The following is a 25,909-nucleotide window of genomic DNA, read 5'->3' as shown; positions in this document are numbered from 1 at the left end:
CTATTGGCCTTGCCATGAAGTGACTGTCCAAAAGAAAGCTGGAAACTAGATAAATTAAGGAGGAAAACATCTATGCAACGAATTAGCCTAAGAAAGAAACTTATTTTTGCATTTTTAGTCATACTGTTCGTTCCTACTCTTTTAATTGGATATACCGCCTTTCAAAGTATAAAAAATGAAATTTTGAATGAGCAATACGCTAGTTCTACAGAAAGTATCCGTATACTTAATAACGATATTACAAATATGTTTGTTCCTAAAATATATGATATCGAATACCTTGCAACAAAGATATATCAGTCTTCGTTACTAGAAGACAGCAAAGAATTGAAAAATCTATTCCAGGAATATATCAATACGCATCCAGAGGTGGAACTGCTTTACATAGGTACAGCTGACGGAAGATTAATAGATGAACCTGCTCAAGAATATCCCAGTGATTTTGACCCTCGTATTCGCCCTTGGTATAAAGAGGCTATTGAAAATAAAGGGCATGCATCTATTACTACTCCATATATATCAATAGTCTCAAATCACTTGGTTGTCACAATCATGCAGCTTCTTCCGGATGAATCTGGGGTCATTGCCGTTGATTTAAATATATCTGCTCTAAGTGCTATTACACAAGAGGCACGGATTGGAGAAACTGGTTTTGCCTCCATCATAGATGATGAAAAGCTATATGTTTCTCAGCGGGATAAAGAAAGCGGCACTGAAGCAACAGAAGATTATATTCCTAAAATTTTTGAACAAAGTGAAGGTACCATTAAAGAGAGTGACCGCCATTTACAATTTGTCACAAATGAACTTACAGGATGGAAGGTCATTGGAACAGTATTTACTGCAGAGGCGACAAAAACTGCCACATCCACGTTTCATATCGCCTTAATCATCATCGTTGTTTCCATTATTTTGGGTATTATTTTTATAATCTTCATGATTAAATCTATTGTCGGTCCGCTTAAATTGCTGCAAAATAGCGCATTAAAAATTAGTGACGGAGATTTTACCGAGTTTATTGAAGTTCACTCTAAGGATGAAATTGGACAGCTTGGGGAAGCCTTTATTTCTATGAAGGTGAACTTAAAGAAATTAATCCGAAATGTCGATCAAAGTGCTGTGCATGTTCAAAAATCCGCACAAGATTTATCTGGTAATGCAGAGCAAAATATTGAGGCTTCCGAGCAGGTTACAGAAGCTATGCAGCAGGTAGCTATTAGTACGGAAAAACAAACAACTAGTATTGACCAAAATGCTCTTTCTATTGAGGAAATCGCTAAAAGAGTCGTTGACGTTGCTGATAGCTCTATGCAGGTTTCAGACCTATCTAGTAATGCTATTCAATTAGCAGAAGCGGGCGGTCAATCTGTAGAACAAACGGTGAACCAAATGCTTTCTATTCATGAATCTGTTACGCAATCAGATACAATGATCAAAACACTCTATGACCGAACAATAGAAATTGGCTCAATTTTAGAGATGATCAGTGCGATCTCGGACCAAACCAATTTACTTGCGCTAAATGCCGCGATTGAGGCAGCGCGTGCAGGAGAACAAGGGAAAGGCTTTGCAGTAGTGGCCGATGAGGTTCGAAAATTAGCAGAGCAATCTCAGCAATCAGCTATACAAATCTCCACGCTCATAACAGGTATTCAGCAAGATACCGCTAAATCTGTAGAAACAATGACGAAAGCATCAGTAGATGTTCAAAATGGTTTACAATTAACCGAGGATACGAGTAAAAAATTTAAGAGTATTATAGAAAGTCTTCGAAATATGGCACCAAAAATGGAGGGGATTTCTGCCTCTGCTCAAGAAATGTCTGCAGTGGTTGAAGAAGTGTCTGCCACTGCGATTGAGCTATCGGATCACGCGAAGTTAAATGCTGCTGCATCTGAGGAAGTCGCGGCTTCAACTGAACAAACATTATCCTCCATGCAGGACATGGCTTCTGCAGCCAAAGGTCTACTTGATCTGGCCGATGAACTACAGGGGTATGTTCTTCACTTTAAATATTAAATTTTTCTTTTGTATTCATATGAAACTTAAGCAGTGGGGCTTTCTTCATCCCACTGCTTCTTTCATTTTGCACTAACAGGGTAGGATAGTTTAATAAGGGAATTCTGAAATAGCCTTAATTTCAAAATGATTTTATTTAATACTGCTCAACAAAAAGTAGGTAGGGAGAACAGTATTCGGGAGAGCTTTCTAAATTGGATTTTTGACGAAGAAAAGAATACAGAATATTTTTGACTGTTACTGTTGCCTTTGATTTGGAAGGACTAACGCTTTTTGATAAAATGGTAAACGGTTTTAAAACTCCTGAATGGAAAGAGGATTGCTATGAAAAAGAAGTTGGTATTGATTGGGATAGGGATTCTCTTAATTTTCCTTCTACTACTAGGCACTTATAAATTAATGAATTCTAGGACGTATCAGTTATTTGGGGGCTTAACCAACCAAGTAGAGACGAATCGAAAAGTAGTTGCTTTAACCTTTGATGATGGACCGGCGGATAACACAAATCAGATATTGCCGCTATTAGAAGAGTACAATGCTAAAGCTACCTTTTTTCTTATAGGTGCAGAAATAGAAAAATTTCCAGAGGAAGCAAGAAGAATTGCAGAAGAAGGACATCAAATTGGGAATCATACCTATTCGCATAATCGGATGATTTTCAAAACACCCTCTTATTACAAAGATGAAATAGAAAAGACAGATCAATTGATTCGAAATACAGGTTACGAAGGTGAAATTGATGTTCGGCCACCTAATGGGAAAAAGCTGATAGGGTTGCCGTATTATCTAAATAAAAATAAAAGAGAAACGATAACTTGGAACCTTGAACCAGATACTTTTTACACAACGGTTTCTGACAAAGTAAAATATGTGACTGAGAATATTGAACCTGGTTCGATTATCTTACTGCATCCAATGTATGATAAAACGGGCAAAGCGCTCCAAACAATTGAAGGTATACTACAGGAACTTTCAAATAAGGGTTATAAATTTGTCACTGTTAATGAACTTCAAGATTTATAGTAAAAAAAGAGTTAATTTCCTATCTTCGTTGGATTAACTCTTTTTTTGTTACTGCCGTTTTCTGCTTTAAATGGATGCATCCTTCTCCCAGGAAATTTCTCTTCTTCATCCGGTTAGTTGTCTTTATGTTTTACAGAAACAATCTTTGAGAAAACAGCCTTTATTTTCAACAAGCCGGATTTTACAGGCATTTATCCCTCACCTACCAATCCATTTTGAAGGGACCCTTAGAAGTTAGAAACGATTATTTTATTAGGTAGCTTGTTAAAAATGAGTTCAGTACGGCACTGTACGCATATTTGTATTTGTGCGCCTGACTTGTATATTCAGAACCTTGAAGACAGACGAAGAGGTTAGCCAAGAGCAAGGGTGTCCATGACGACACGGAAGCTGAAGGAACTGGAGGCTTTTCTGTATATGTAATAAGTTCCTGTTCGGTTTATAGAGCATTCCTTACTCAATTGAATGAAGGGGATTCCCTAACTTTTATTTGGAAACGTTTAATTTATATATTATATATGCTTGAGTGTCTTGGTAGTCTCTTTAACAAAATCCATAAATACTTTCTCTTCTTCAACAAATGGATAGTGATTCGATTGTTCAAAGATAGTTAATTCAGACGTAGGAATAAGGTCAACAATTTCGTAACTAAATTCAACCGGACATTGCGCGTCATATTTCCCTCCAAATACATATGTATCTATATGAATTGTCGGTAGTTCTTTACGCAAATCTAATGACTTTACTGCAACTTTTCTAAAGTAATCTAGTGTGCGACCAACAGTACGTCCACTAGTCGGTATTGTCAGAGCATGTTTTAATTTTTCTTTGCTGGTAAATGACATAAGTGCCCATTCAAAATCTAGTTCTTTTCGTTTTTCCTGAGGCGTTTTGCTGTTATTTAAACTTTCCATAATTTCGATAATACGACTGAAATTTTTATTTTCAGGACAGTAAATGCTATTTGGATGACTTGCGTAAGCTTTACTTGCTGCACTGCAACCACAGATACATTTTGTTAGAGATTGTTGTTTTAATACAGCATATTGCAAGGCGAGCATGCCACCTGTTGAATGACCTGCAAAAGCCCATTTAGGAATATGTAAAGCTTCACGAATTGCTTCTAAATCTAAAATAATTTCTTCTAAATTCATTTGCTCATCTGCTTCAACTACAGCTGAATTACCTGCTCCCCGGACATTAATTAAAAAGACTTGGTAATACTCTGTGAACGGATTAGCAAACCAATTGCCTTTTTCATTAAAAGCCATGTAAAAATGTGTAATGGCAAGTGGCTCGCCGCTGCCCTTTACAAAATATTCGAAAGTTCCTCTTGGTGTTTCAATTAATTTTTGTTCCCACATCTTTAACACATCCTATTTATCAAAAGTTTGAATTTTCTAACAAATACTATTATACTCTTTTGGATTGCTCAATAGGAGAATTAATATTCCAAGAGCGTTGTTTGGTAGCCTTCCAAAAAAATGTTATTCAATAATATGGACCGATTGCTGCACAATATTGAGGAAACTCAAAATGTAATGTTGACATTACGTTTTAGATTTTTTAATATTATATTATGTAATGTATACATTACATTTTAGGAAGGATGTAATTCATGAAGCATGGGGTGCGAAATTCAGTCAAAGAATTTAGGAAAGAAAAAGGCTTAACACAGGACCAATTAGCTGAAGGTATCTCTGTTACAAGACAAACGATTATAGCGATTGAAAAACAACGATATGAACCATCTATTGGTACTGCTATTAAATTAGCAACTGTTTTAGAATGCCCACTTGAAAAATTATTTTGGATTGAAGGAGAAGAATAAAATGAATGTATCGTATCGAACAAACTTTATTTTGCGTATAGGGATTCCATTGTATTTGTTTATTAGCTATTTCTTCATTTCACATTCTAAGTTAACATTGATCATTGCTATTTTAGCAACAATTCACCTGATTACATTTGGTCTTGACGTTCATAGAAAAGGGAAATGGAATAAAATCAATCTTCAGCATGACCAACGTACGCGAGATAATGCCTTATTTGCAGGAAATCTCATATATTGGTTTACCATTCTCGTTTTACTTTTAGGCACGTTATTAATACAAAATTCTATGATTTCCATTACGTATCCGAAGTTGGTTGGGTATCTTATCTTAATTAGTTTGCTCTTAAAATGGATAATACGAGATTACTTAAATAATCGAGTAGAATCTGAGGATTAAGAATGAACAGAAGGTGGTTGTGCGGCTGCTGAGACCTTTTATTACTGTTTAATATATGAATAAAACTGAATATAATTTTAGAGGTGCCTTACTTATAGCTGGTAATATAAGTAAGGCATTTTTTGTGTATTAATAGACTACTTAATTAGAAGCTTGTTTTTCTGAGAAGTTTTTTACTATGTGTTAGATGATTTTTTCTATAGGACAAAATTTTAAAAAAATTGCATGGGGGTATACCTCCCTCTTCATTATTGTAAATAGTTATTGTTTAAAGTGTTTGATGGTCATTTTTTTGTGGTTGTGTGCAGTAAGTCTTATAAAATATAGTAGATTATAAAGTTGACATATAAAAAATGGAATAATATAATTATTTCAAATATTTAAATAAGCCTCACTTTTCTGATAGTGAGGTAGAGGCGCGGCAATTAACAGTACCTAATGGAGTCCGAGAAGATGAGGAAGTTAGATAGAAGGAAGTGTCGCCGAAGTATGTGATGAGTTCTCGCCATCATATACTGGGTCTGTAGCGAATAGTTGCAGGACTGTCTTCGTAAACATACGTGTTTATGAAGTTGTGCTATCTCTGTTTAGACAAACGGTGGGAAGTTTAAATGGTCGATTCATTTTAGTTTCTAGAAATGAGTAGGTCATTTTTGTGTTAGACAGATTCTTTTTGCACGAAGAGTCTGTTTTTTATTTGTCTTTACATTTTGGAATTTGAGGTATTTTGGAGGGGATATTATGGAGAATACATCAACATTATATTATGAATTTTTACCGACTGACGGTCAAAAAATAAACGTGAACCCAGATAAAACAGCATTACTAATAGTAGACATGCAACATCAGTTTATTAGCCGAGACGGATTAGACGCGCAGATTGCAAGAGAAAAGGGCATGTTTGATCAGTGGGAATACTTTTTTGATCGTATCGACAATTTAACGATCCCGAACAATAAAAAGCTTTTAGATTTTTTCCGTACTAATAAATTAGAAGTAACATTTGGTCGCATTGCTTGCCATCATAAAGATGGACGAGATCGTTCTCCTGTACAACGCCGGCCAGGATGGAACAATATTTTATTGCCAATCGGTGACCCAGGAGCGGAGATGGTGGATGAATTAAAGCCCCTTGATGACGAAATTGTTGTAAATAAAACGACAGATAGCGTATTAAGTGGTACGAATTATGAATTTTTACTGCGTAATATGGGCATTGAAACAGTAGTTTGTACAGGTGTTGTCACAGATCAATGTGTTGCTTCAACAGTTCGAAGCTTAGCTGACGCAGGCTTTGAAGTTATTTTAGTTGAAGATGCATGTACAGCTGCAACGCAACAGCTTCATGATGCTGAAATTATGATTATGAATCAAATTTATTGCCAAGTGATGAGTACAGATGAAGTAATTGAGTTAGTAACGGAAGAACTATCAAAACGCGAACCTACGAAAGTGTGAGAGGAAATGGTCTATGAGTCAAACACCAAATGATCATACACCACAGTTAAAGCGTGTTTTAACATTAAAAGATTTAGTCATTTATGGTATTGCTTTTATGACACCGATTGCGCCAGCTTATATTTATGGCTTTGCAGCAGAGTCTACAGGTGGGATGTTGCCATTAGCCTACTTGATTGCGATGGTTGCAATGATGTTTTCTGCATATAGTTACGGTCGAATGGCTGCTGTTTTTCCAAATGGGGGGTCAACATATACATATACCCAACGTGCCATCAATCCGCATTTAGGTTTTTTTGCAGGTTGGGCAATGTTTATGGATTATGTCTTAGTGCCACTCATTGTATTCATGGTAGGTGCTTCATATGCGAATGCATTAATGCCATCTGTTCCGTATTGGGTATGGGTGTTATTAATTGCAGGTATTATAACTACTGTCAATATTCTAGGTATTGGCATCGCAGCAAAAACAAATCAAATCCTCGTTATGTTTATGGGAATTGTAGTCGTTATTTTTGTGATTTTATGTGTAAAGGCAATTGTCGGTGGGGAAAGTGATACGTCGCTCTTTACTGTTGTTCCGTTTTTCAACGATGAAAAATTCGTTATGTCTGCAATTATTTCTGGTGCAGCAATGGCCTGCTTCTCATTTTTAGGGTTCGATTCGATTACAACACTTTCAGAAGAGGCAGTTAATCCAAAAGAGGATATTTGGAAGGCAGCTATTTTAGCTTGTTTAATCGGAGGACTTATTTTTATTGTGCAAGCTTACGTAGCTCAGCTCGTATGGCCTGATGTTACAAACTTTAGTTCAGCTGATACGGCTTTATTTGATGTAGCGGAAAAAGCAGGGGGTGCAATTCTTGCAACTCTTTATACGGTTGCGATTATTGTATCGACAGTGACAGCTGGTTTAACAGGACAAGCCAGTGCATCTCGTTTAATGTTTAGTATGGGGCGTGATGAGGTACTTTCGAAAAAGTATTTCACACATTTACATCCAAAATATCAAACACCGGTATACAATATTTTATTGTTGTGTCTGATTAGTGTTTTAGGAGCGCTGTTTTTATCAATAAATTTTGTGGCAGAATTAATGAACTTTGGAGGCCTGACAGGATTTATGTTTGTCAATTTGTCAGTGATTGTGTATTACTTCTTCCGTAAAAAAGAAATGAAAATAATTCGATACTTATTAATTCCAGGACTAGGATTTGGTATTTGTTTCTACTTATTTATTAATTTATCACCGATGACATTGAAGGTAGGCTTTATCTGGCTTGCAATTGGTTTTATCTATGTTTTCATTACGACGAAAGGCTTCAAAAAGAAACCACCAACTTTTACGAATTTATAAAATACCGAAAGAGCTTAGCGTAAATTTCTAAGATAAGTCAGTTATTTAACGTTGGTAATTTTTATCGATGTTAGGTAGCTGATTTATTTTAATACAGGAATTCCTTATAAATATTCAGGATAATATAGCTGGTACTGTATATCGAAGGATTTGAGGCGGATGAGATAGCCAAAAAATAATCCATAAGAAGTTAAAGATATAATAAAAACATTTGGGTTCGACAGGGCGTTAGCTGAAGTAAAAAATTGTTTGAAGATAATTCTTAGCTTGAATAGATAAATATGATGTCAATCGGGCGCATTATAATAAGGAATGCGTCTATTTGCATTTAAGGGCCATTTTATGGCAGAAGGATTTTATCTCCTTCTTAGAATGATATCGGGATGAGGGGATTGAATTGCGGAAGATTGTTAGTTTATGTTTACTATTGTTTTTGGTATCCTGCCAATCCGTACAAGTAAATGATAGTTCGCATATTACTGAAGAGGAAGTTGTTAGGGTGTTACAAGAGAATGGTGTTAAACTAGTGGGAGCTGAATCTTCAAGAGAAAACATCTTTGGTTCGAAATTAAAAGATGTGAATCCTGGTGCATATAAGTTAAGTGAAAAACAGCTTTTTATTTATGAATTTGCAACAGTAAACGACCGCGAGAAGGGTACAAAGGAGTTTGCTGAAAAGACTGCGACAATGAATTTGGTGTCTTTCAGTATGTTTAAAAAGAGAAATATACTGATTTTTTATTTACATGGACAAAATTTAAATTCAGAAAGTATACCATTTGAGAAAGAAATAAAAGGAGCACTCGACAGCATTAGTGAAGGATAAAAGGATAGAATGCTAACGTCTTTCTGTTAAAGGGCGCAATTCTTGAATTGAAATTGTGCCTTTTTCAGTAATAGGGTCATATTATTGAAAACAATAAGATATGTTCAAACGACGCTTTGGGTGCTTTTTTTATTCAACTAACCTCGCAGGATAGTTTAACAATTTATGTGGATTTTTATGGTAAAATATTTAGTGAGGTGGGGGATTTGCTCAAAGAAGAAAGAAAATTTATAAATAGTTTATCTATAAGAACTAAATTTGTTTCTTTAGGCGTAATCATAATTCTTTTGAGTATTTTTGTTGTGGATTTTTCCTTTAAATTTTTCTTGATATGTTATTTGCTTGGAGTATTTTTAATCTTTATCAGTGATCTCATTGGTATAGAGAAGTTTAATAAAAACGCAATAGGAGAGATAACTTCAAGTTTTGGATTTGTATTGATTATGTTAGGGGTATTTGCATCCCTAGGAATTAATCCCAACTTTCATTATGGCATGATAATAGGGCCTTTTTTTATGTTAATTGGAACAACACTAAAGAGTCTAGCGAAGAAAAAAGGTTCTTAAACTAAACCAGCTAATAGATTGTCAATAAAAATCTTTTAAATTGACGGATTGTAATATTAAGTGCAACACCCAGAAGTCAAAATAAAGGAAGCCCATAACGACCTCGTGTAGAATGTAGTTACCACACAAACATTCAAACGGAGGAATCATTATGAGCTATACCCATCTTACCATATCAGAACGTGTAAAAATAGAAACATACCTAGAACTTGATTATCCGATTCGTAAAATAGCGAAACTCTTAAATCGTCAACCTTCTACGATTTCCAGAGAAATAAAACGCCACGCCGGTAGTACGGCTGACGAAGCGCAGGTACGTTACCACCAAAATAAATCTAACTGTGGTGCAAAGTCAAAATGTACACCCGAAGTAAAAGAAGCTGTTCAAGAAAAGTTGTGGGATACTTGGTCGCCTGAACAAATTGTCGGCCGCTTGTATCAAGGACAGCTAAGTTTTAAAACCATCTATCGCTGGATTTACGAGGGTTTTTTAGAAGTGCCTATAACCGTTCTCCGTCAAAAAGGAAAGCGCCAAAAGCCCCGCGAAACAAGAGGAAGATTTAACATTGGTACCCCAATTTCTAAACGCCCAAAAGAAGTACGTAAACGTGAAACCTTTGGACATTGGGAGTTAGATACAGTTGTATCTGGACGTGAGAAAGCAAAAGGTTGTGTAGCAACATTTATTGAGCGAATGACACGATGGTATGTTGGCTTTTTGATACCAGATCGCTCAGCTCAATCAATGGAAAGAGCAGTACGTCTACTTCATACTAAATTACCAAAAGGCGCTATAAAAACAGCCCCAACAGACCGAGGTAAAGAATTTAGCTGCTATAAAGTGTTAGAAAAAGACTTGAAAAATGATGTTTATTTTGCAGATGCCTATTCTTCTTGGCAACGTGGAAGTAACGAAAATGGAAATGGATTACTTCGCGAGTCCTTCCCTAAGCAAACCAATTTCGAAAAAGTATCACCAGAAGAACTAACAGAATCATTAAACTATATCAATAACCGACCAAGAAAATGTCTTGGTTGGAAAACTGCAAACGAGGCTTTTAATGAGCAATTGTTGCACTTAATTTGACAAATCATCAAATAAAAACGTGACGGAAAGTGGTTGATTATATGAATGTGAATTCTATTGCATCACCTCAACAATCATCATTCTATTCCAAAAATATTAGTGTGAAATCGGAAGAGAAATCAGTATTTCCCCTTAGTGAAACGGTAGAGAATATGGAGCAAAAAGATTCTTCTGCTATTTACAAGGAACTTTCGAGTAGATATGATGTCAGAAATGCTACCTTTGAAGAAATCACCGAAATGTCCAAAGCGCTATATGGAGTAGGAAAAATATCTTTTAAGGAGCATGCTGCTTTAACATTTGATTTTGATAAAGCCACTAACTATTTAAAACGGCATGCACCGGGATATATTGCAGCAGATTTTGATATGTATGAAACGTTTGCTAATAGTGCTGGGCAAAGAGATTGGATAGCTGAGTTTGAGGCAAGAGCATCGAAAGATTTTAAGTATGGTAATTTAATTGGTTATCAAAGTAAGATGAAGGTTCTTAATATTTTGGAACGATTATCAAGATGAGAAAAAAGAGTAGCGAAAACTACTCTTTTAATTTTTTCTTGATATTTATTTGGCGTTGGTAAACATTTCATGATGGGATTTTTTCTTGTAAAATTAAAATAGATATCTAAAAGGGGTAGAATATGAGCGACTATTTCCGAATAAAGAAACGTCCACCATCAGATGAGCCAATAAAATACACTATAAACAGGGATTATCTCAATACATCAATAGGTGAATATGAGGAAAACTTGAAGAAATATAATGCCAAGATTGTGTCAGTACGATACATTCGGCTTCTCCAATCCGAAAAAAGCAATACAGGAAAGATGGGGGAAATAACCCAGCGGACCGAGAGTAGTTTGAAAAAGACATAGATTATGACAATGTGTAAGGATCGACTGCTCTTTTTTGTTTTAGATGTTTTCGTATAGATAGTTGCTCCTTTGAAAATATCGATTAAAATATGGAGATATGTGAAAGAAGCAGTAAGTAAATGAAAGAAAGCCAACTAGCAAGTCGAAATACAGATATAAAAGAAGTGACGGCATAAAATATCAAAGCAATACCGACAATCATCGACCCTTTATAGGTCTCTCTCAAATCACACGATTCTTTTTTCATCTCTTTGTAAAATTTTATCGTCATAAACATACCACCCATCAATAACACTGCGCAACCGATAGACGGAACGATCTCCAATCCTATGCTTTTACCCATTTCGATGGCAGCTACCGCTATAAAGTATATAAAAGCTACAAACAAATAAAGAGCTTTTTCCTTTCTCTCTAATTTTCTACTTTTCTTTTTCGCTACTTTATACCAATGCTTCAAATCTTCTTGTGACACATACTGCGCAACAATGGCTTCTACTTGTTTAGCACATTTCTGTTGAACTTTGATCATATAAAAACCTTCGTATTCTTCAGACGACCGTTTTAAAATATCTTTGATGCCTATTTCAAACGGAATGTTACTTTTCTCTAGTTGTTCGATAATTGCCAGAATAGCATCTTCTGAATGTCCAACTAATATTTTCTTTTTAAACAAACACGGCACCTCTTACGAATAAATTGAATTACGCTTAATTATACTATTTCATTCGCTCTCTCTTTTAATCCAAAATATACCACTACCTTTTGAATATCTGATTTTTTCGTTTAGTAACAATCTAACTGCACACCACGCTTTTTATATGGCTCCAATTCCTCTTTATAGAACAATTCACAAAGAAGCTAGAATCATAGTTTGCCACTTACCCCTAATCCTCTATGCAGTGTCTTAGCTTCGCTTGTTATACGAGATCTAAGTCCCAACCAGCCTCAATTATGTTTCTGCAAGTAGGGGGCGAACGGTTTAGTTGACGGGGCCAAGCCCCACGAGCAGTTACGTTCTACCCTGGCTACTGCTATAATAAAACCAAATAAAAAATGATCAACCAGAAATATCTGGCTGACCATATAATATGAACGGAGCAGGTTAGTTCAATAAGCATCGCAATTATATTTAGTTATTTTTCCATATGCTGTATAATTTTAGGTAGTGATATTTAACTTTTGGTATTTCTAATGCATTATTTCGGGAGGGAAAACATGTTATATTTAGCTTTATTAATTGGCATCGTTTTAATTGTTATTACGGATAAGCTTACGCAAGCTTTTAAATTATCAAGCATTTGGGGGCTGATTGGTCAAATTTGTGCATCACTTGTAATAATAATGGTCGGCAAACTTGAGGTTAGTGATATTAATCTAGGTAATCACTTTGAATTAGGATATTTGACGATTCCGTTTACTTTATTATTTCTTGTAGGTTTTACAAATGTAATGAATATAGAAAAAGCGCAAAATCTTTCAATATTGCTGTTGCCATTCGTTTCGTTAGTTTGTTTCTCAATGTCTGCTTTCATCATAGGAGATCCATTTGTTTCAATAACGGGAGTTTGTGCCAGTTTAACAATTATGTTTATTCTGCTATACGGCTATTATTCAGGTAAAGCATTTGTAGGAAGAACTCTTACTACGTCAATAGGCTTCGTAACAGCAGTACTTTCAATAGCCCTTATTAAAATATCTATTATAACAATCTATATTCCGATATTTACTTTAGCACTACCATTCACTTTATATTATTTTATTAAAGATAAATTTACGAGTGTACAATCAATTACAGTTAGCACTTTCATAGCTATTTTTTTTGGTGTATTAATATTCATAGTTCCTTTTCATATAATGTGGTATCTCGTTGTTGGGTTATCGATTATTTTAATTATCACGCAATTTTCACGTAAATATCGCTTTATTTAGAAACATAAGTTCTTTTTCAACTAACGAGGTACGTTACTTGAAGATCATAGAGTTGCGTAGGCAGCTCTTTTTTCTTTATTGAACTAACGGTGCAGTTATGTTGAAAAGAAAAAGGATACTATAATTCGTTATTGGAGGAAAAGATGATTAGAGATAAAATTGATAAAATCTTAGACTGTTTACCAGAGGAAGAATTAGAAAATGTTTATTGGTCCATAGTTTTTATCCAAGATGATTATATATATAAACAAAACTTACGTGAAAAAGGTGTAGTCATAGAATTAGTTAATGAAGCAGAGGAAATTATTGATTTATGGGATAAGACATTCGCACAAAACATTAGTGAAGTATTAAAAAAAGAAATATCTTATGACCAGTTTAAATGGCATATTTTCAGTTATGAGAAGCAAGAATGCTTGAAAAAAGAAGTTGCTAGAAAAGCGTTTGATTCTTTATCTAAAGAACAATTTTATGTAATGTATCAAGGTTCATCAATAATATTCCTTTATACAAATGCTAATGAAGTGATATCAAGGGATTTTGATACTCAACAAGATATATATATTTTTGATAAAAACTTTACTTGGACATATGTTCATACACATGAATCAATATGTGGTCCATATCTTTATAAGATAAATTGAAATTAAGATTCACTATTGCTAACGGTGCAGGATATTTGAAAATCAAAAATGAAATGATACTTAAAATAAGTCTTAAACAAAGAGAGGAATAATTATGAACTATAATAAGAAACTGAACCAATTTACGTTGGTAGACATTATTGAAAGGAAGAAACATTTTACAAATACAAATACCATTTTTGATAAAACTGAGTTTCAATATACCAATGAGGGTGCACTCTTAGCATATAATGAAATGCTGGCGGATGTTAAACATATGGATGAGAACGGATTTATAAGTAAGTACCTAAGAATTATAAAACAACTTAAAGTAAAGTTCGAAGACGAAGAATTTAAAGACGAAAAAGAAATTGAAAAAATGTCCGGATACAATAACGCAATAGTATCCATTTTGGAGTGTATAAACCCAATTTTTTCATATGATTTAAATGATTAAAACAACCTTAATTGAATAAGATTGTGAAGTATTACACTAATGTGAGGTGAAGAAATCGTGACACACAAAAAAATCACAGTACAATTTACGATGCTGACATTTTACATAGCCTATCTTGTGTCAGGTGTTTTGATTGCCCTGGGGCAATTTGGATATTCGGTTCACAATTGGGTTCACTCGTTACAGCAACTCGGGATGAATATCCCTTTTGCAATCTATATTTTGTCGCCCGCTATTGCTTCATATATCGTTCTGAAGAAAAATAGCAAAATAGTAGGTTTCAAGGAATGGTTGAGAACTGTTTTTTATGCCAAAAATAGCATATCGCTCTATTTGTTCGTTGTTACAGGACTTGCACTGTATTTTGTGATACATATTGCAGTTTCTGGCCACATGGAAATGGTGCTTCCATTTTATGCGTTCTTCCTTTCCCTGCCTGGTAATCTTATTATCGGTGGCTTAGAGGAAGCTGGCTGGATGTACATATTGCAGCCTGAGCTTGACAAAAAATACGGTTTTGTTTTGTCTTCTTTTTTAGTTGGAATCATTTGGATTTTATGGCATATCCCTCTCTTCTTCATTCCGGGGACGAATCACGGAGAGGGACTCATTAACTTTTGGATGTTTGCAGTTCAACTCATTGCGTTTCGGTTTTTCAACGGGGCAATCTACAAAATATCAGGAAAAGGCCATGTGTTTATGTGCGTATTATTCCACACCATGTTCAATGCGGCATCCCCCATCTTCGGCACTATGACTATGACTTGGGTAGGAACAATTGCCGCAAATGCTGTAATTGTTCTTGTTTCAATTGTAACCGTTGTGATATACGACAAAAAGAACAGCCCAACAGTATCTAACATGGGCGCAAATTAACCTATATTTCCCCTCTCTGAAAGAAATGTGATTAACATCAATGTGTAAGATTGTGAAATGTTGTACTTAAAGTAACAGAGTGCTTTACTTGAAGATCATTGAGTTGCATATGCAGCTCTTTTTTTCTTATTGAATTAATGGATCAGTTTAGTTGAAAAATAGATTGGAGGTCGAACAGATATGAGACGAGAGGGAATTGTTAAATGGTTTAAATGCAGGTAGTTATATGCTTCTGTTTTTGGATAGAAATTTTGGGTAGGAATTAGTATTCTAGAGGTGGGAATACAATCCAATCTTGGCTAGAAAATCGAAAGAGGTAAACATTTATCTTGTTCAACTAACGAAGTACGTTAATTAGAAGGCTTACCCGATCACATTTGAGGCTAACCTGATCATTTTCGGAGCGGACCCGATCACATTTGAGGCTAACCCGATCATATTCGGAATATAAGGGGAGGATATTGGTGGAAATAATTTTTATGTTTATCGCAGGATTTATTGTTTTTATTTTAGCTGTAATTGCAATTATTAAAGGAGTAACGCATAGAATAAAAAGTCCAACTGATGATTTAAAAGAAGAAATGTCAAATCTTAAAAAGAGAGTGAAAATGAAAAGAAAGCCTAATTATCTTTTCAATTAAAGGAACTTTAAGAATGGGACTGTGCTTATGATTAATGCAAGTCCTTTTATTATGCCTTCAAAATTGCTCCTACAGCTTGATACATGACTAGACAACGCTCATCAATGCTCACAGACTCGTTAATTGCTTATAAGAGGTGTCATTCATTCCGTCGCTTCAAGTTCTATCCATCAATCCAGAGGTTCTATCCACGACTTTGGAGGTTCTATCCGTCGTTTCAGTGTTTCTATCCGTCGCTTCAAGTACTATCCATCAATCCAGAGATTCTATCCACGACATTGAAGGTTCTATCCGTCACTTCGGAGGTTCTATCCACGACTTTGGAGGTTCTATCCGTCGTTTCAGTGTTTCTATCCGTCGCTTCAAGTTCTATCCATCAATCCAGAGGTTCTATCCACGACTTTGGAGGTTTTATCCGTCGTTTCAGTGTTTCTATCCGTCGTTTCAAGTTCTATCCATCAATCTAGGGGTTCTATCCACGACATTGAAGGTTCTATCCACCAATCCAGAGGTTCTATCCATCATTACAAAGTCTTATAACCGTAAATTCTTTTGTCGTGAATTCCTATTTGTCCACCAAATCACATCTCACAATGTTATAATAATTAAAATATAGACGGAATATTCAATCGATTGAGGGTGCAGAGCTGAAGAAGGAGAATGATTTAATGAGACGATTCTTTTGGTCATTTATTTCAGCAATCAGTGGGTTTCTTGTAGGTATGGCTATTTTTGACATGATTTACAGAAGTTTATCAAGCGTTTCCATTTTCATTTTAGTGATAGGCATTATTATGATGCTGATTAGTATTTGGGGATATAAAAAATATGTTGGGAAAAGGTTTACTGTTTAAACATAATTGCTTCTAGCTACTGTGAGGTGATCTGATGAACAAGGTTTTGGCGATGTCGATTTTGGGAATGGGTTTAGCCGGTGCCGTTTTAATTGTCTCGGTCGCTCTGTTGTTCAAATCCCCAGCTGAAAACGTGGTACAGATGGTTGCTGCTGCCTCAACAGTAGCTTATGCGGTGTTCGCTGTCGCGGCTCTAGTATTGCGAAAGCGCTTTGAGGACAAAGGAGAGTGATATTTCCATATTTGGTTTGAATATTTTAAGTACGCCTTATAATTTGGCAACAAGTGCTAAAAGTTATGGCAGTTAGCTAAAACGGGTCAATATACAATTAGTATTATTAATAAAGTCGGAATTTAGGAGTAGGCAAATTTGTCTACTCTTTTTTATTTAGAATGATTTAAACAGGAGATTGGAAGATAGACTCCTCATCACAACTCGAACCCTTTTGGCATTGAACAAAACCTAGCACCGAAATTTGGATTTCAATATATGTTAAAAAAACCACGAAAGTTGGGTTAGGGTATGTATGAGTAAAATAGTAAAATTTATATATACCTAAAAGAAAGGAGGATTATAAATGTATGAAAAAATAATGAAAAAGTTTAGGTATTTTATAACGATCGTTTTTGTAGTTTTTTCCTCAACTTTTGTGAGTTATCGATCTGCTTATGCTTTAGAGGATTCATCAAACAAAAATACAGCGGGAAATGAATCCAGCGAAGGTTCCCAAAACGAAAATACAGTCGGAGATGAATCCAGCGAAGGTTCCCAAAACGAAAATACAGCAGTAGGTGAATCCAGCGAAGATTTATCAAACGAAAATACAACCGGAAGTGAATCCAGTGAAGGTTCCCAAAACGAAAATACAGCAGGAGATGAATCCAGCGAAGGTTTCCAAAACGAAAATACAGCAGGAGATGAATCCAGCGAAGGTTTCCAAAACGAAAATACAGCCAGAGATGAATTAAGCGATGCTTCCCAAAACGAAAATACAGCTGAAGGCGAATCCAGAGATGCTTTCCAAAACGAAAATACAGCAGGAGATGAATCAAGTGAAGGTTCCCAAAACGAAAATACAACCGAAACTGAATTAAGGGAGGCTTCCCAAAATGAAAAAACAACTGAAGATGAATCCAGCGAAGTTTCTGAAAACGAAAATACAGCCGAATACGATTTCGATGACTTCGACATATACGAAGCTCTCCAAAATAAAACTTTGGACGAAATTGACTTATACATCAGAGATTTAGACTTATACAAAGTTCTCCAAAACAAAACTACGACCGAAGAAATAGATGCATTCTTTAGCGATATCAATAGAGCTAGAAACGAGGTAATATATGATTGGCTTTATGGTGTGAGTGGTTATAATAGGGAGACCTTTGATAGTCTTATGAGTGGCTTCTATGGAGATAAAAATTATTGGACGGTTGATAGAGCTGAAAAAGATTGGAAATATGAAATATCTGAAGCGGTTGCAGCAAGACGTCTTATAAATGTTGGCTATCTCAGTAATCTGGCGGAGTTGTATTCTGGAACTGACATTCATATTGTTTATAGTAATACCCATCCTATGATATATAGCATTCCATTCGATTTGGACAATCTAAACAATTTGATACTCCCAATGGATTTGGACAATCTAGACAGTTTGAACAGACCAATCACTTTGTATTCTCGATATGTTTCGTATAGTCAAAATCTAAGTGAAAACTATAGTATAAATGACGGTATATATTTCCCTGTAAACCATTTTCTTGTAACGAGCGACGGAAAGGTATACCTAAATGGTCTGCTATATAGAGAGTACAACAAAATAATTGATAACGGAGGGGTAATTGGTGATGTACTACCTGAAGGCGAAAATACATCCGGAGGTGAACCAAGCGAAGGATCATCAAATGAAAGTACATCGGAAGGTGAACTAAGCGAAGGTTCATCCAACGAAAATACATCGGAAGGTGAACCAAGCGAAGGTTCATTAAACGAAAATACATCTGGAGGAGAAACAAGCGGAGGTTCATCCAACGAAAATACAACAGAAGGTGAACCAAGCGAAGGTTCATCCAACGAAAATACAACAGAAGGTGAACCAAGCGAAGGTTCATCCAATGAAAATACAACAGAAGGTGAACCAAGCGAAGGTTCATCCAATGAAAATACAACAGAAGGTGAACCAAGCGAAGGTTCATCCAATGAAAATACAACAGAAGGTGAACCAAGCGAAGGTTCATCCAATGAAAATACAACAGAAGGTGAACCAAGCGAAGGTTCATCCAACGAAAATACAACAGAAGGTGAACCAAGCGAAGGTTCATCCAACGAAAATTCAACAGAAGGTGAACCAAGCGGAGGTTCATTCAACGAAAATACAACAGAAGGTGAACCAAGCGGAGGTTCATCCAACGAAAATACAACAGAAGGTGAACCAAGCGGAGGTTCATCCAACGAAAATACAACAGAAGGTGAACCAAGCGAAGGTTCATCCAACGAAAATACAGCCGGAGACGAAACAAGTGAAGATTCATTAAACGAAAATACAGCTGGTGACGAACCAAGCGAAGATCCATCGAACGAAAAAACAGCTGGTGACAAATCAAGCGAAGACCCATCGAATGAAAAAACAGCTGGTGACGAACCGAGCGAAGAACCATCGAACGAAAAAACAGCTAGTGACGAAGCAAACGAAGATTCATCCAACAAAAATAGGGCTGGTGACAAATCAAGCGAAAATCCATCGAATGAAAATACAGCTGGTGACGAACCAAGCGAAGATTTATCCAACGATACTATACCTAGAATAAGATTTGAGGACGAACATAGCGGCCGTCGAAGATTTGAAAAAAATGATGATTTTGTGACGGTAGAAGATGAAGATCAACATGTATCAAGCTATCTCGAATTCTCTGTATCAGGCAAATAGATTAGTGTGATCATCTGAATGTTTATGAGGGAATTACTATTTAAGTTTATTGTCTAAAGAGAATAATTTCACTTTAATCGAAATAATGGTCAGATATTTCCGAATTGATGAAAATGAAGTTTTATTCGTAAAATTTAAAAGGCAAGCAGTCCTAGGTGATTTCGTCAACCATAGGATTGCTTGTCTTCTTTTATTGTAAAACTAAAAGCAGACGCTTTCAAAAGTTCATTAGTTGTGTAAAATAATGTGGACATGTGCAATATATTTGTACATTGTCAATATTATTTCCTTTATTTAACGAGAAATTCTTTAATATATTTAATTACTCTGTAATTAGTATCGCCGCTGGGGTGTTAAGCGAGCCAGCTGTAGAAGTATAGACTAAATGTGTAACACTAGTTCCTTTAGGTACAGGAACTGTAGCAATCAGAACACCTTGGGTATTGGAAGACAATGTAGGAACACCAAAAGTTGTACCGTTGTTCCAACGCACAGCACCGCCGTATGAACCTCCACGACCTGTCAAATATACCTTTAATGTCTTATCGGCTTGAGTTGGATTATTGAATGTGATATTTGCCTTGTAAATAACACCATAATGCCCCTTATTAGTCGCTACAGCATCGCTAGGCATGTAGCTAGTGTCTTTAGTCATTAAGTTGTCATTATCTCCATTATTTATAGAGAAACTTTTATTGCCGTCTCCGACAGTATACAGAGCAGCAGAGCCACCTGAAGTACCAAAGCCGTCGATATTGGAAAAGTTCCAAGAACCACGCGGATGAGTCCCAACTGGTGACACAACTGGATTTTGATTACTACGAAGATTGGCAGTAGTACTTTTAGCAGCTACTGTTCTGACTTTATAAGACATTGCAGAACTAGACGATAAAGTAAACTCAATAATTCCACCCACCAAATAACCATTTGGTACTTGCCATTCTTTAAGTAATCCAACTTTCCCCGCTGCAATGGAACTATCAACCGGAGAACTAGGAGTTAATGTATTTCCGAGTAAAGCTTTTGCGGCACATTTCCCATGAGCTACAAAGCCGGTAATAGTAGCGATACAGTCTTTAACACCAGAGACTTGATAAGTACTGCCACTTGAACCATTACCAATGGTAACACCGAACTTGATAGTCGCACCTGTGTTATTTAGATGCCAAACAAACATCCGATAAGTTACACTCTTTAATCCAGATGCAGTATCTGCCCAAAGCGTTGCATAACCATTAGTAAATGGAACAGAGCTACTAATAGTTTCTGGATTATCAGACAAGAAAAAACGTTGATTATTACTTGCTTTACCGTATAACTTTAAAGATGGTACCACATTTGGGATTGTCACCGCAGTTAAATCAGATTGAGAACATGAAACAGCCATTTTTATTTCCTCCTAAAAAGTTATTTGAGATGTGAGACTAGTGGATGTCGTTGATTAAGGTTATCCACGATTTCTCGCTCTCATATAGTTAAAGTGTTAAAGAGGGGGAATAAAACAACCTTCATTTTATTTTTTTATGCAATCGTTTACTCGAATGATGAAATAGAAACTTTAACAGAATTGGAATCTGCGCTCCTATCATTATAGAAGACGCAGTAAATTCTAAATATGGAAAGGAAGAATGGTATCCTTATTTAGACTGTATAAAAAAATTGTTGTTTTTAAATGGACTGACAAAATTAGTTTTATGTCAGTCCATTTTTTTATATTTTTTTGAAAAAGAACAGGTGGTAGTAACGCATAAATCCTTTTGTTAATAATAGAAAAATGCTAACCCTAGTAATTTCTATATGAGCTTTATCGAATTAAAGAGTGCGTATATATTACTATCATGGCTCTAATTTAGTTTGTGGCACAGATGCGAAAAAACGATTCGTGCGATTACTTGGAAAGACGGCAAAATAAAGGCGATAGGTGGTAATATGGATAGACATGTTAGATCATAGAGAGGATTTTAAATCTGTGCCCTATTAAATGAACTCAAAATATTCATTTCTTCTCGATATTTTGCTACGGTCCTTCTAGAAATTTTTTTGCCTTCATCGCACAAAATTTGAGTAATCTGTTGATCAGAAATGGGCTTTTCTTTTTTTTCAGCATCGATAAGTTTCTTTATTTGCTGTTTTATATGTATAACAGAATCTATCTCACCAGATTCGTTAACAATTCCTTTCGTAAATAAAGAGCGTAGAGCATATATCCCTTGAGGTGTTTGAATGTATTTACCTCGTATTGTTCGACTAATCGTAGTTTCATGTACGTTTAATTTTTGCGCAACATCCTTTAAAAGCATAGGCTTTAAAGCTATTAAGCCATTATGAAAGAAGTCGCTCTGGATATCTAATAATATTTGTACTAGCTCATAAATCGTTTTGTTACGCAGTTCAATCCCTTGTATCAAATTAAGTGCATCTTGCAAGGTCTGCTTATAATACAGTGCATAATCTGCATTATCTTTTAAAATTTTTGCGTAATATTCATTAATGGAAAGGGAAGGTAAATGCCCTTGATTTAGCTTGATAATCCATTCGCCTTCAAATTTCATAACCTCGACATCTGGTATGATATATGTCGCTATTTCCGCTTTATCAGTCGATATAATAGGCTTTAAATTTTTTATATAGTCAACTATCTCTTTCATTTCCTGTAAAGGTACTTTATATTTTTTGCTTAATTGTTTAAGAGAGTTCGATGATAAAAGCTTTAAATCATTGGCAATGATTTTTGGCGCCAGTTCTGGTGCTGACGGATCGTTAGTTATTTGGATAAATAAATATTCTTGATAGTTACGTGCTCCAACTCCTATAGGCTCAAAACTCTTTAACATACTTAGAATGCTTTCTACATGCTCACAAGTCGTTTGGAATTGTATAGCTACAGCCTCTATATCAATATCCAAAAACAATCTCTCATCTAAAGAGTAAATAAGGAATTTCAATATTTTCAAATCACTCTGGCTTATTCCTTTATGTAATGGTATTTGTTCCAATAACATCTCTATATAACTTTCCTTTTGCTGAAGGCGTGCTTCAACAAAATCAAAATCTATGTGGTTGGTTTGATATTTATTTTTAAGGCCAGCATCGGGAGATATAAAAGCAAGTTTCATTATATCTTCATAGTCCAATTTTACTTTTGCATCTTCAACGACTAACAAAGGATTTTCATTGCCTTTTTCATAAATATATTGCTCTAATGCACTATGTGAAAATTTAAGAATTTCTAGATGATGAATCAAATGAGGGCTTAATGTTTGGATAATTTGCTGTGATTGATGTGTTCCTAATTGCATTTTAGATGCCTCCTTTTGCTTTAATTGAAAGTTATATTTAGGAATTAATTTTGAGGAGTTTTCCTCGCAAACTTAGAAAAATCAAGTATATTACGATAAAAAATACTGTTAATCCTACATATAAATTTACTAAGGAGAATTAATAGCAAAAGACGAAAAACTATCGCCTTTGCTATTATTCTAATAAGCACGAAAAAGGTAGTGGAAATACGATTTACTAGATGTCATTCCAATTTATTAGAAGAAGTGTCCTCTTTATTTTCTCTTAAAGATTTAACAAGTGCTGCAATCATTAATGCCGTTACGAATATTAATGGGAAGCCTGTGATAATGGATAACGTTTGTAGTGCTTTTAAACCATCTCCATACATTAAGATAATAGAAATACTCGTTAATAAAATCCCCCAGAATACGCGATACCAGCGAGCAGGTTCTTCACCTACTTTTAAGTTTTTCGATGCTACGTCAGATAGTGTAAAGGCAGCAGAGTTTACGGTTGTAGCTAGGAATATTGCAGCTACTAGTAAGTAAAGAATCATAACAATAAATCCTAGCGGCATCGATGTTAATGCCGTTATGATCGCGGCTTCTGTACCTTGAGTTTGTAAATTGTCGAGAATAGGAGCTACTCCCTTTAGCTCATAGAAGAAAGCTGTGTTACCAAATATAACGAATGACAACCAACATCCTAAAGTACCACCAATTAGCTGACCAAGGATTAGTTGCCGAATTGTACGCCCCTGAGAAACACGAGCAGCAAACATACCAGTGAATGGTGCATAGGAGAACCACCAACCCCAGTAGAACAATGTCCAAGCTTCACTAAATCCAGAGTTACCTACAGGATCTGTATAAAGGCTCATTCTGAAGAAGTTGTTTAGTAAAACACCTACGCTTTCAGAGAAATTTGCAATAATAAATGCTGTTGGACCAAAAATAAAGATGAAAATTAATAGTGCCACATATAAGTATAAGTTCCAGTCACTTAATAATTTCAATCCTTTATGTAATCCAAAATACAAACAGATACTGAAGAAAATAGTTAACGCAATAATAATCCATAAGTTAAGGGTTGTTGTTTTTTCCAAACCGAAGATATAGTGTAAACCTTCTGCCAATAAAGGAGTTCCTAATGCTAATGAAGTGCCAATACCACCAATAAGTCCAAACATGAAACTAACATCAATAATTTTCCCCAGTAAACCATCAGCACGATCACCGATAATTGCACGACAAGTACTACTTAATCGGAAGTTTTTTTCTTTACGAACATATACTGCATATGAAATTGGAATAGAAGGTAAGCAGTATATGGCCCATGCAGAGAAGCCCCAGTGGAACATCCCATAAGTTTGTGCAAAGCCAGCTGCTTCTAGCCCCATCGGCTCCATGCCGAACGGTGGGGACGAATAATAAAATGCCCATTCAATAACTCCCCAGTACATAATTCCGGAACCAATACCAGCAGTGAAAATCAATGCTAACCAGCTAAATGTCGAGAGTTGGGGGCGCTCATTTCCCATTTTTATTTTTCCATATTTACTAAAAGCAAGATAAAGCAAAAAAAAGAAAATAATTAAACATGCCCAGAGATAAAGCGAGCCTAGATTACCTGTTAAAAAACTCAAAATCGAGTTTAAAAATGAAGTACCTGCTTCTTTCGCAATTAAAATTCCAGCAATTAAGACAGTTATCAGTGAAAGGGCTATCCCTAGTATTTGACGATCAATTGTTTGAAAACGCATACATATCCCCCCAGGATAGGGTAGCTGACATAGTCAGCTACTCTTAATACAAGCTTTTGAAATGTCGGATAACGGCATCACCAACTTCATTCGTCGAAGATGCTCCATTTAAATCTTTTGTTAAAAATTTGCCTTCTTGCAAAGTTAATTCGATTGCTTGAATGATATTCTCACTATGTTCAGGGTAACCTAGGTGTTCTACCATCTGAGCTGCCGACCATATTGTAGCAAGTGGATTTGCTTTTTGTTGATGCGCTATATCTGGTGCTGAACCGTGAACAGGTTCAAACATTGATGGAAATTTTCCTTCAGGGTTAATATTCGCACCTGTTGCTAGTCCAATTCCTCCAGCGATAGCCGCGCCAACATCTGTCAAAATATCTCCAAACAAATTAGTAGTAACAACGATTTCGAAGCGTTTTGGATTTGTCAGCATCAGCATTGCTGCTGCGTCTACTAAGTATGAGTGTGTTGCTACATCAGGGTACTCTTCGGAAAGCTCATCGAAGACAGCGTCCCAGAATACCATAGAATGATTAAGTGCGTTAGCCTTACTAATACTTGTTAACGATTTTTTCTCTTTTCGAGCTAACTCAAAAGCATAGCGCATAATTCTTTCCGTTCCTCTTCTTGAGAAAATGGAATTTTGAATGACGACTTCTTCCGGCTTACCTTTGTATAAATGATTGCCGATTCCTGAATATTCACCTTCGCTATTTTCGCGAACGAAAGTCATTTGAATATCTTTTTGTTCAGCTCCAATAAGGCGTTTTGGAGCTCCATTGAGAAGACGAATTGGACGTAAATTTACATATTGATCGAAGCTTTGGCGAATGATTAACAATAAATCCCAGAGGGAAATGTGGTCAGGTACTCCTGGATAACCAACAGCACCTAAATATATTGCATCGAATTTTGATAGCTGCTCAATCCCATCGTCAGCCATCATTTTTCCATGCTTCAAATAATACTCGCATCCCCATGGAAAGTAAGAAAAATTAAACTCTATTGTTTTATCAATCTCAGAAAGTACGCGAAGTAGCTTCACACCCTCAGCGATTACTTCAGGACCAATCCCATCTCCAGGTATAACAGCAATGTCAAATTTGTTCATAGATAA

24 protein-coding genes and 1 riboswitch are annotated in these 25,909 nt (G+C 35.6%); of the genes, 18 read left to right on the top strand and 6 right to left on the bottom strand.

Going from position 1 to position 25,909, the window contains the following annotated elements; genetic code table 11:
* The first annotated feature begins 72 nt into the window (after window positions 1-72).
* Window positions 73-2,019: a methyl-accepting chemotaxis protein gene (locus MOK21_RS12900; protein WP_249074399.1), complete on the top strand. Its 1,947-nt coding sequence runs from the start codon at window positions 73-75 to the stop codon at window positions 2,017-2,019.
* 324 nt (window positions 2,020-2,343) lie between these two features.
* Window positions 2,344-3,042, top strand: a complete 699-nt coding sequence (locus tag MOK21_RS12895; RefSeq protein ID WP_249074398.1) for a polysaccharide deacetylase family protein — start codon at window positions 2,344-2,346, stop codon at window positions 3,040-3,042.
* Window positions 3,043-3,554: 512 nt separating this feature from the next.
* Here the strand turns inward: MOK21_RS12895 and MOK21_RS12890 are convergent.
* A complete protein-coding gene (locus MOK21_RS12890; RefSeq protein WP_249074397.1) occupies window positions 3,555-4,406 on the bottom strand; it encodes an alpha/beta fold hydrolase in 852 nt (283 codons plus the stop codon).
* A 254-nt stretch (window positions 4,407-4,660) separates the two neighbouring features.
* On the opposite strand from MOK21_RS12890, the gene MOK21_RS12885 reads away from it, so the two are divergent.
* From MOK21_RS12885 to MOK21_RS12850, 8 genes are all read left to right on the top strand, one after another.
* Window positions 4,661-4,873, top strand: a complete 213-nt coding sequence (locus MOK21_RS12885; protein ID WP_249074396.1) for a helix-turn-helix transcriptional regulator — start codon at window positions 4,661-4,663, stop codon at window positions 4,871-4,873.
* A 1-nt stretch (window position 4,874) separates the two neighbouring features.
* Window positions 4,875-5,273 carry a hypothetical protein gene (locus tag MOK21_RS12880; protein ID WP_249074395.1) on the top strand — a complete coding sequence of 133 codons (399 nt, stop codon included), beginning with the start codon at window positions 4,875-4,877 and terminating at the stop codon, window positions 5,271-5,273.
* A 403-nt stretch (window positions 5,274-5,676) separates the two neighbouring features.
* Window positions 5,677-5,861, top strand: a riboswitch (Lysine riboswitch).
* Between the two features lie 153 nt (window positions 5,862-6,014).
* Window positions 6,015-6,731, top strand: a complete 717-nt coding sequence (locus tag MOK21_RS12875) for a cysteine hydrolase family protein (RefSeq protein ID WP_249074394.1) — start codon at window positions 6,015-6,017, stop codon at window positions 6,729-6,731.
* A gap of 13 nt (window positions 6,732-6,744) precedes the next feature.
* Window positions 6,745-8,088: an APC family permease gene (locus MOK21_RS12870; RefSeq protein ID WP_249074393.1), complete on the top strand. Its 1,344-nt coding sequence runs from the start codon at window positions 6,745-6,747 to the stop codon at window positions 8,086-8,088.
* Window positions 8,089-8,485: 397 nt separating this feature from the next.
* The gene (locus MOK21_RS12865; RefSeq protein ID WP_249074392.1) at window positions 8,486-8,914 is read left to right on the top strand and encodes a hypothetical protein; all 429 of its coding nucleotides are present in this window, start codon (window positions 8,486-8,488) and stop codon (window positions 8,912-8,914) included.
* A gap of 206 nt (window positions 8,915-9,120) precedes the next feature.
* Window positions 9,121-9,480, top strand: coding sequence for a hypothetical protein (locus MOK21_RS12860; RefSeq protein WP_249074391.1), 360 nt, complete (start codon window positions 9,121-9,123; stop codon window positions 9,478-9,480).
* A gap of 151 nt (window positions 9,481-9,631) precedes the next feature.
* The gene (locus MOK21_RS12855; protein ID WP_249074390.1) at window positions 9,632-10,567 is read left to right on the top strand and encodes an IS30 family transposase; all 936 of its coding nucleotides are present in this window, start codon (window positions 9,632-9,634) and stop codon (window positions 10,565-10,567) included.
* A 41-nt stretch (window positions 10,568-10,608) separates the two neighbouring features.
* Window positions 10,609-11,085 (top strand): hypothetical protein, encoded by a 477-nt coding sequence (locus MOK21_RS12850; RefSeq protein WP_249074389.1) that lies wholly within the window; start codon window positions 10,609-10,611, stop codon window positions 11,083-11,085.
* Between the two features lie 438 nt (window positions 11,086-11,523).
* On the opposite strand, the gene MOK21_RS12845 is transcribed toward MOK21_RS12850, so the two are convergent.
* Entirely contained in the window at window positions 11,524-12,114 is a 591-nt protein-coding gene (locus tag MOK21_RS12845; RefSeq protein ID WP_249074388.1) for a hypothetical protein, read from the bottom strand.
* A gap of 542 nt (window positions 12,115-12,656) precedes the next feature.
* Between MOK21_RS12845 and MOK21_RS12840 the strand changes: the two genes are divergently transcribed.
* The 8 genes from MOK21_RS12840 (at window position 12,657) to MOK21_RS12805 (ending at window position 19,745) form a co-directional block, all read left to right on the top strand.
* Window positions 12,657-13,370 carry an MraY family glycosyltransferase gene (locus tag MOK21_RS12840; RefSeq protein ID WP_249074387.1) on the top strand — a complete coding sequence of 238 codons (714 nt, stop codon included), beginning with the start codon at window positions 12,657-12,659 and terminating at the stop codon, window positions 13,368-13,370.
* A gap of 143 nt (window positions 13,371-13,513) precedes the next feature.
* Window positions 13,514-14,014, top strand: coding sequence for a DUF4275 family protein (locus MOK21_RS12835; RefSeq protein WP_249074386.1), 501 nt, complete (start codon window positions 13,514-13,516; stop codon window positions 14,012-14,014).
* 94 nt (window positions 14,015-14,108) lie between these two features.
* Window positions 14,109-14,450 (top strand): hypothetical protein, encoded by a 342-nt coding sequence (locus MOK21_RS12830; RefSeq protein WP_249074384.1) that lies wholly within the window; start codon window positions 14,109-14,111, stop codon window positions 14,448-14,450.
* A gap of 57 nt (window positions 14,451-14,507) precedes the next feature.
* The gene (locus tag MOK21_RS12825) at window positions 14,508-15,326 is read left to right on the top strand and encodes a CPBP family intramembrane glutamic endopeptidase (RefSeq protein WP_249074383.1); all 819 of its coding nucleotides are present in this window, start codon (window positions 14,508-14,510) and stop codon (window positions 15,324-15,326) included.
* A gap of 464 nt (window positions 15,327-15,790) precedes the next feature.
* Complete coding sequence (locus tag MOK21_RS12820) at window positions 15,791-15,967, top strand: hypothetical protein (protein ID WP_249074382.1); 177 nt, start codon at window positions 15,791-15,793, stop codon at window positions 15,965-15,967.
* A 668-nt stretch (window positions 15,968-16,635) separates the two neighbouring features.
* Window positions 16,636-16,821 (top strand): hypothetical protein, encoded by a 186-nt coding sequence (locus MOK21_RS12815; RefSeq protein WP_249074381.1) that lies wholly within the window; start codon window positions 16,636-16,638, stop codon window positions 16,819-16,821.
* Between the two features lie 34 nt (window positions 16,822-16,855).
* Window positions 16,856-17,053 carry a hypothetical protein gene (locus tag MOK21_RS12810; protein WP_249074380.1) on the top strand — a complete coding sequence of 66 codons (198 nt, stop codon included), beginning with the start codon at window positions 16,856-16,858 and terminating at the stop codon, window positions 17,051-17,053.
* 346 nt (window positions 17,054-17,399) lie between these two features.
* On the top strand, window positions 17,400-19,745 hold the full coding sequence (locus MOK21_RS12805; RefSeq protein ID WP_249074379.1) for a putative sodium/potassium/calcium exchanger: 2,346 nt from the start codon (window positions 17,400-17,402) through the stop codon (window positions 19,743-19,745).
* A gap of 322 nt (window positions 19,746-20,067) precedes the next feature.
* Here the strand turns inward: MOK21_RS12805 and MOK21_RS12800 are convergent, their stop codons facing one another.
* The 4 genes from MOK21_RS12800 to MOK21_RS12785 all read right to left on the bottom strand — a co-directional run bounded on the left by MOK21_RS12800 (window position 20,068) and on the right by MOK21_RS12785 (window position 25,903).
* Complete coding sequence (locus tag MOK21_RS12800; RefSeq protein ID WP_249074378.1) at window positions 20,068-21,132, bottom strand: hypothetical protein; 1,065 nt, start codon at window positions 21,130-21,132, stop codon at window positions 20,068-20,070.
* Between the two features lie 574 nt (window positions 21,133-21,706).
* Window positions 21,707-23,044 carry an RNA polymerase factor sigma-54 gene (rpoN, locus tag MOK21_RS12795; protein WP_249074377.1) on the bottom strand — a complete coding sequence of 446 codons (1,338 nt, stop codon included), beginning with the start codon at window positions 23,042-23,044 and terminating at the stop codon, window positions 21,707-21,709.
* 224 nt (window positions 23,045-23,268) lie between these two features.
* On the bottom strand, window positions 23,269-24,789 hold the full coding sequence (locus MOK21_RS12790; protein WP_249074376.1) for a BCCT family transporter: 1,521 nt from the start codon (window positions 24,787-24,789) through the stop codon (window positions 23,269-23,271).
* Between the two features lie 43 nt (window positions 24,790-24,832).
* A complete protein-coding gene (locus MOK21_RS12785; RefSeq protein WP_249074375.1) occupies window positions 24,833-25,903 on the bottom strand; it encodes a tartrate dehydrogenase in 1,071 nt (356 codons plus the stop codon).
* Window positions 25,904-25,909: the final 6 nt, after the last annotated feature.

It is taken from the genome of Lysinibacillus sp. BPa_S21 (assembly GCF_023337795.1).
GTDB lineage: Bacteria > Bacillota > Bacilli > Bacillales_A > Planococcaceae > Lysinibacillus.
Note: the sequence above shows the minus strand (reverse complement) of the source record. Positions and strands in the feature narration are given on the sequence as shown.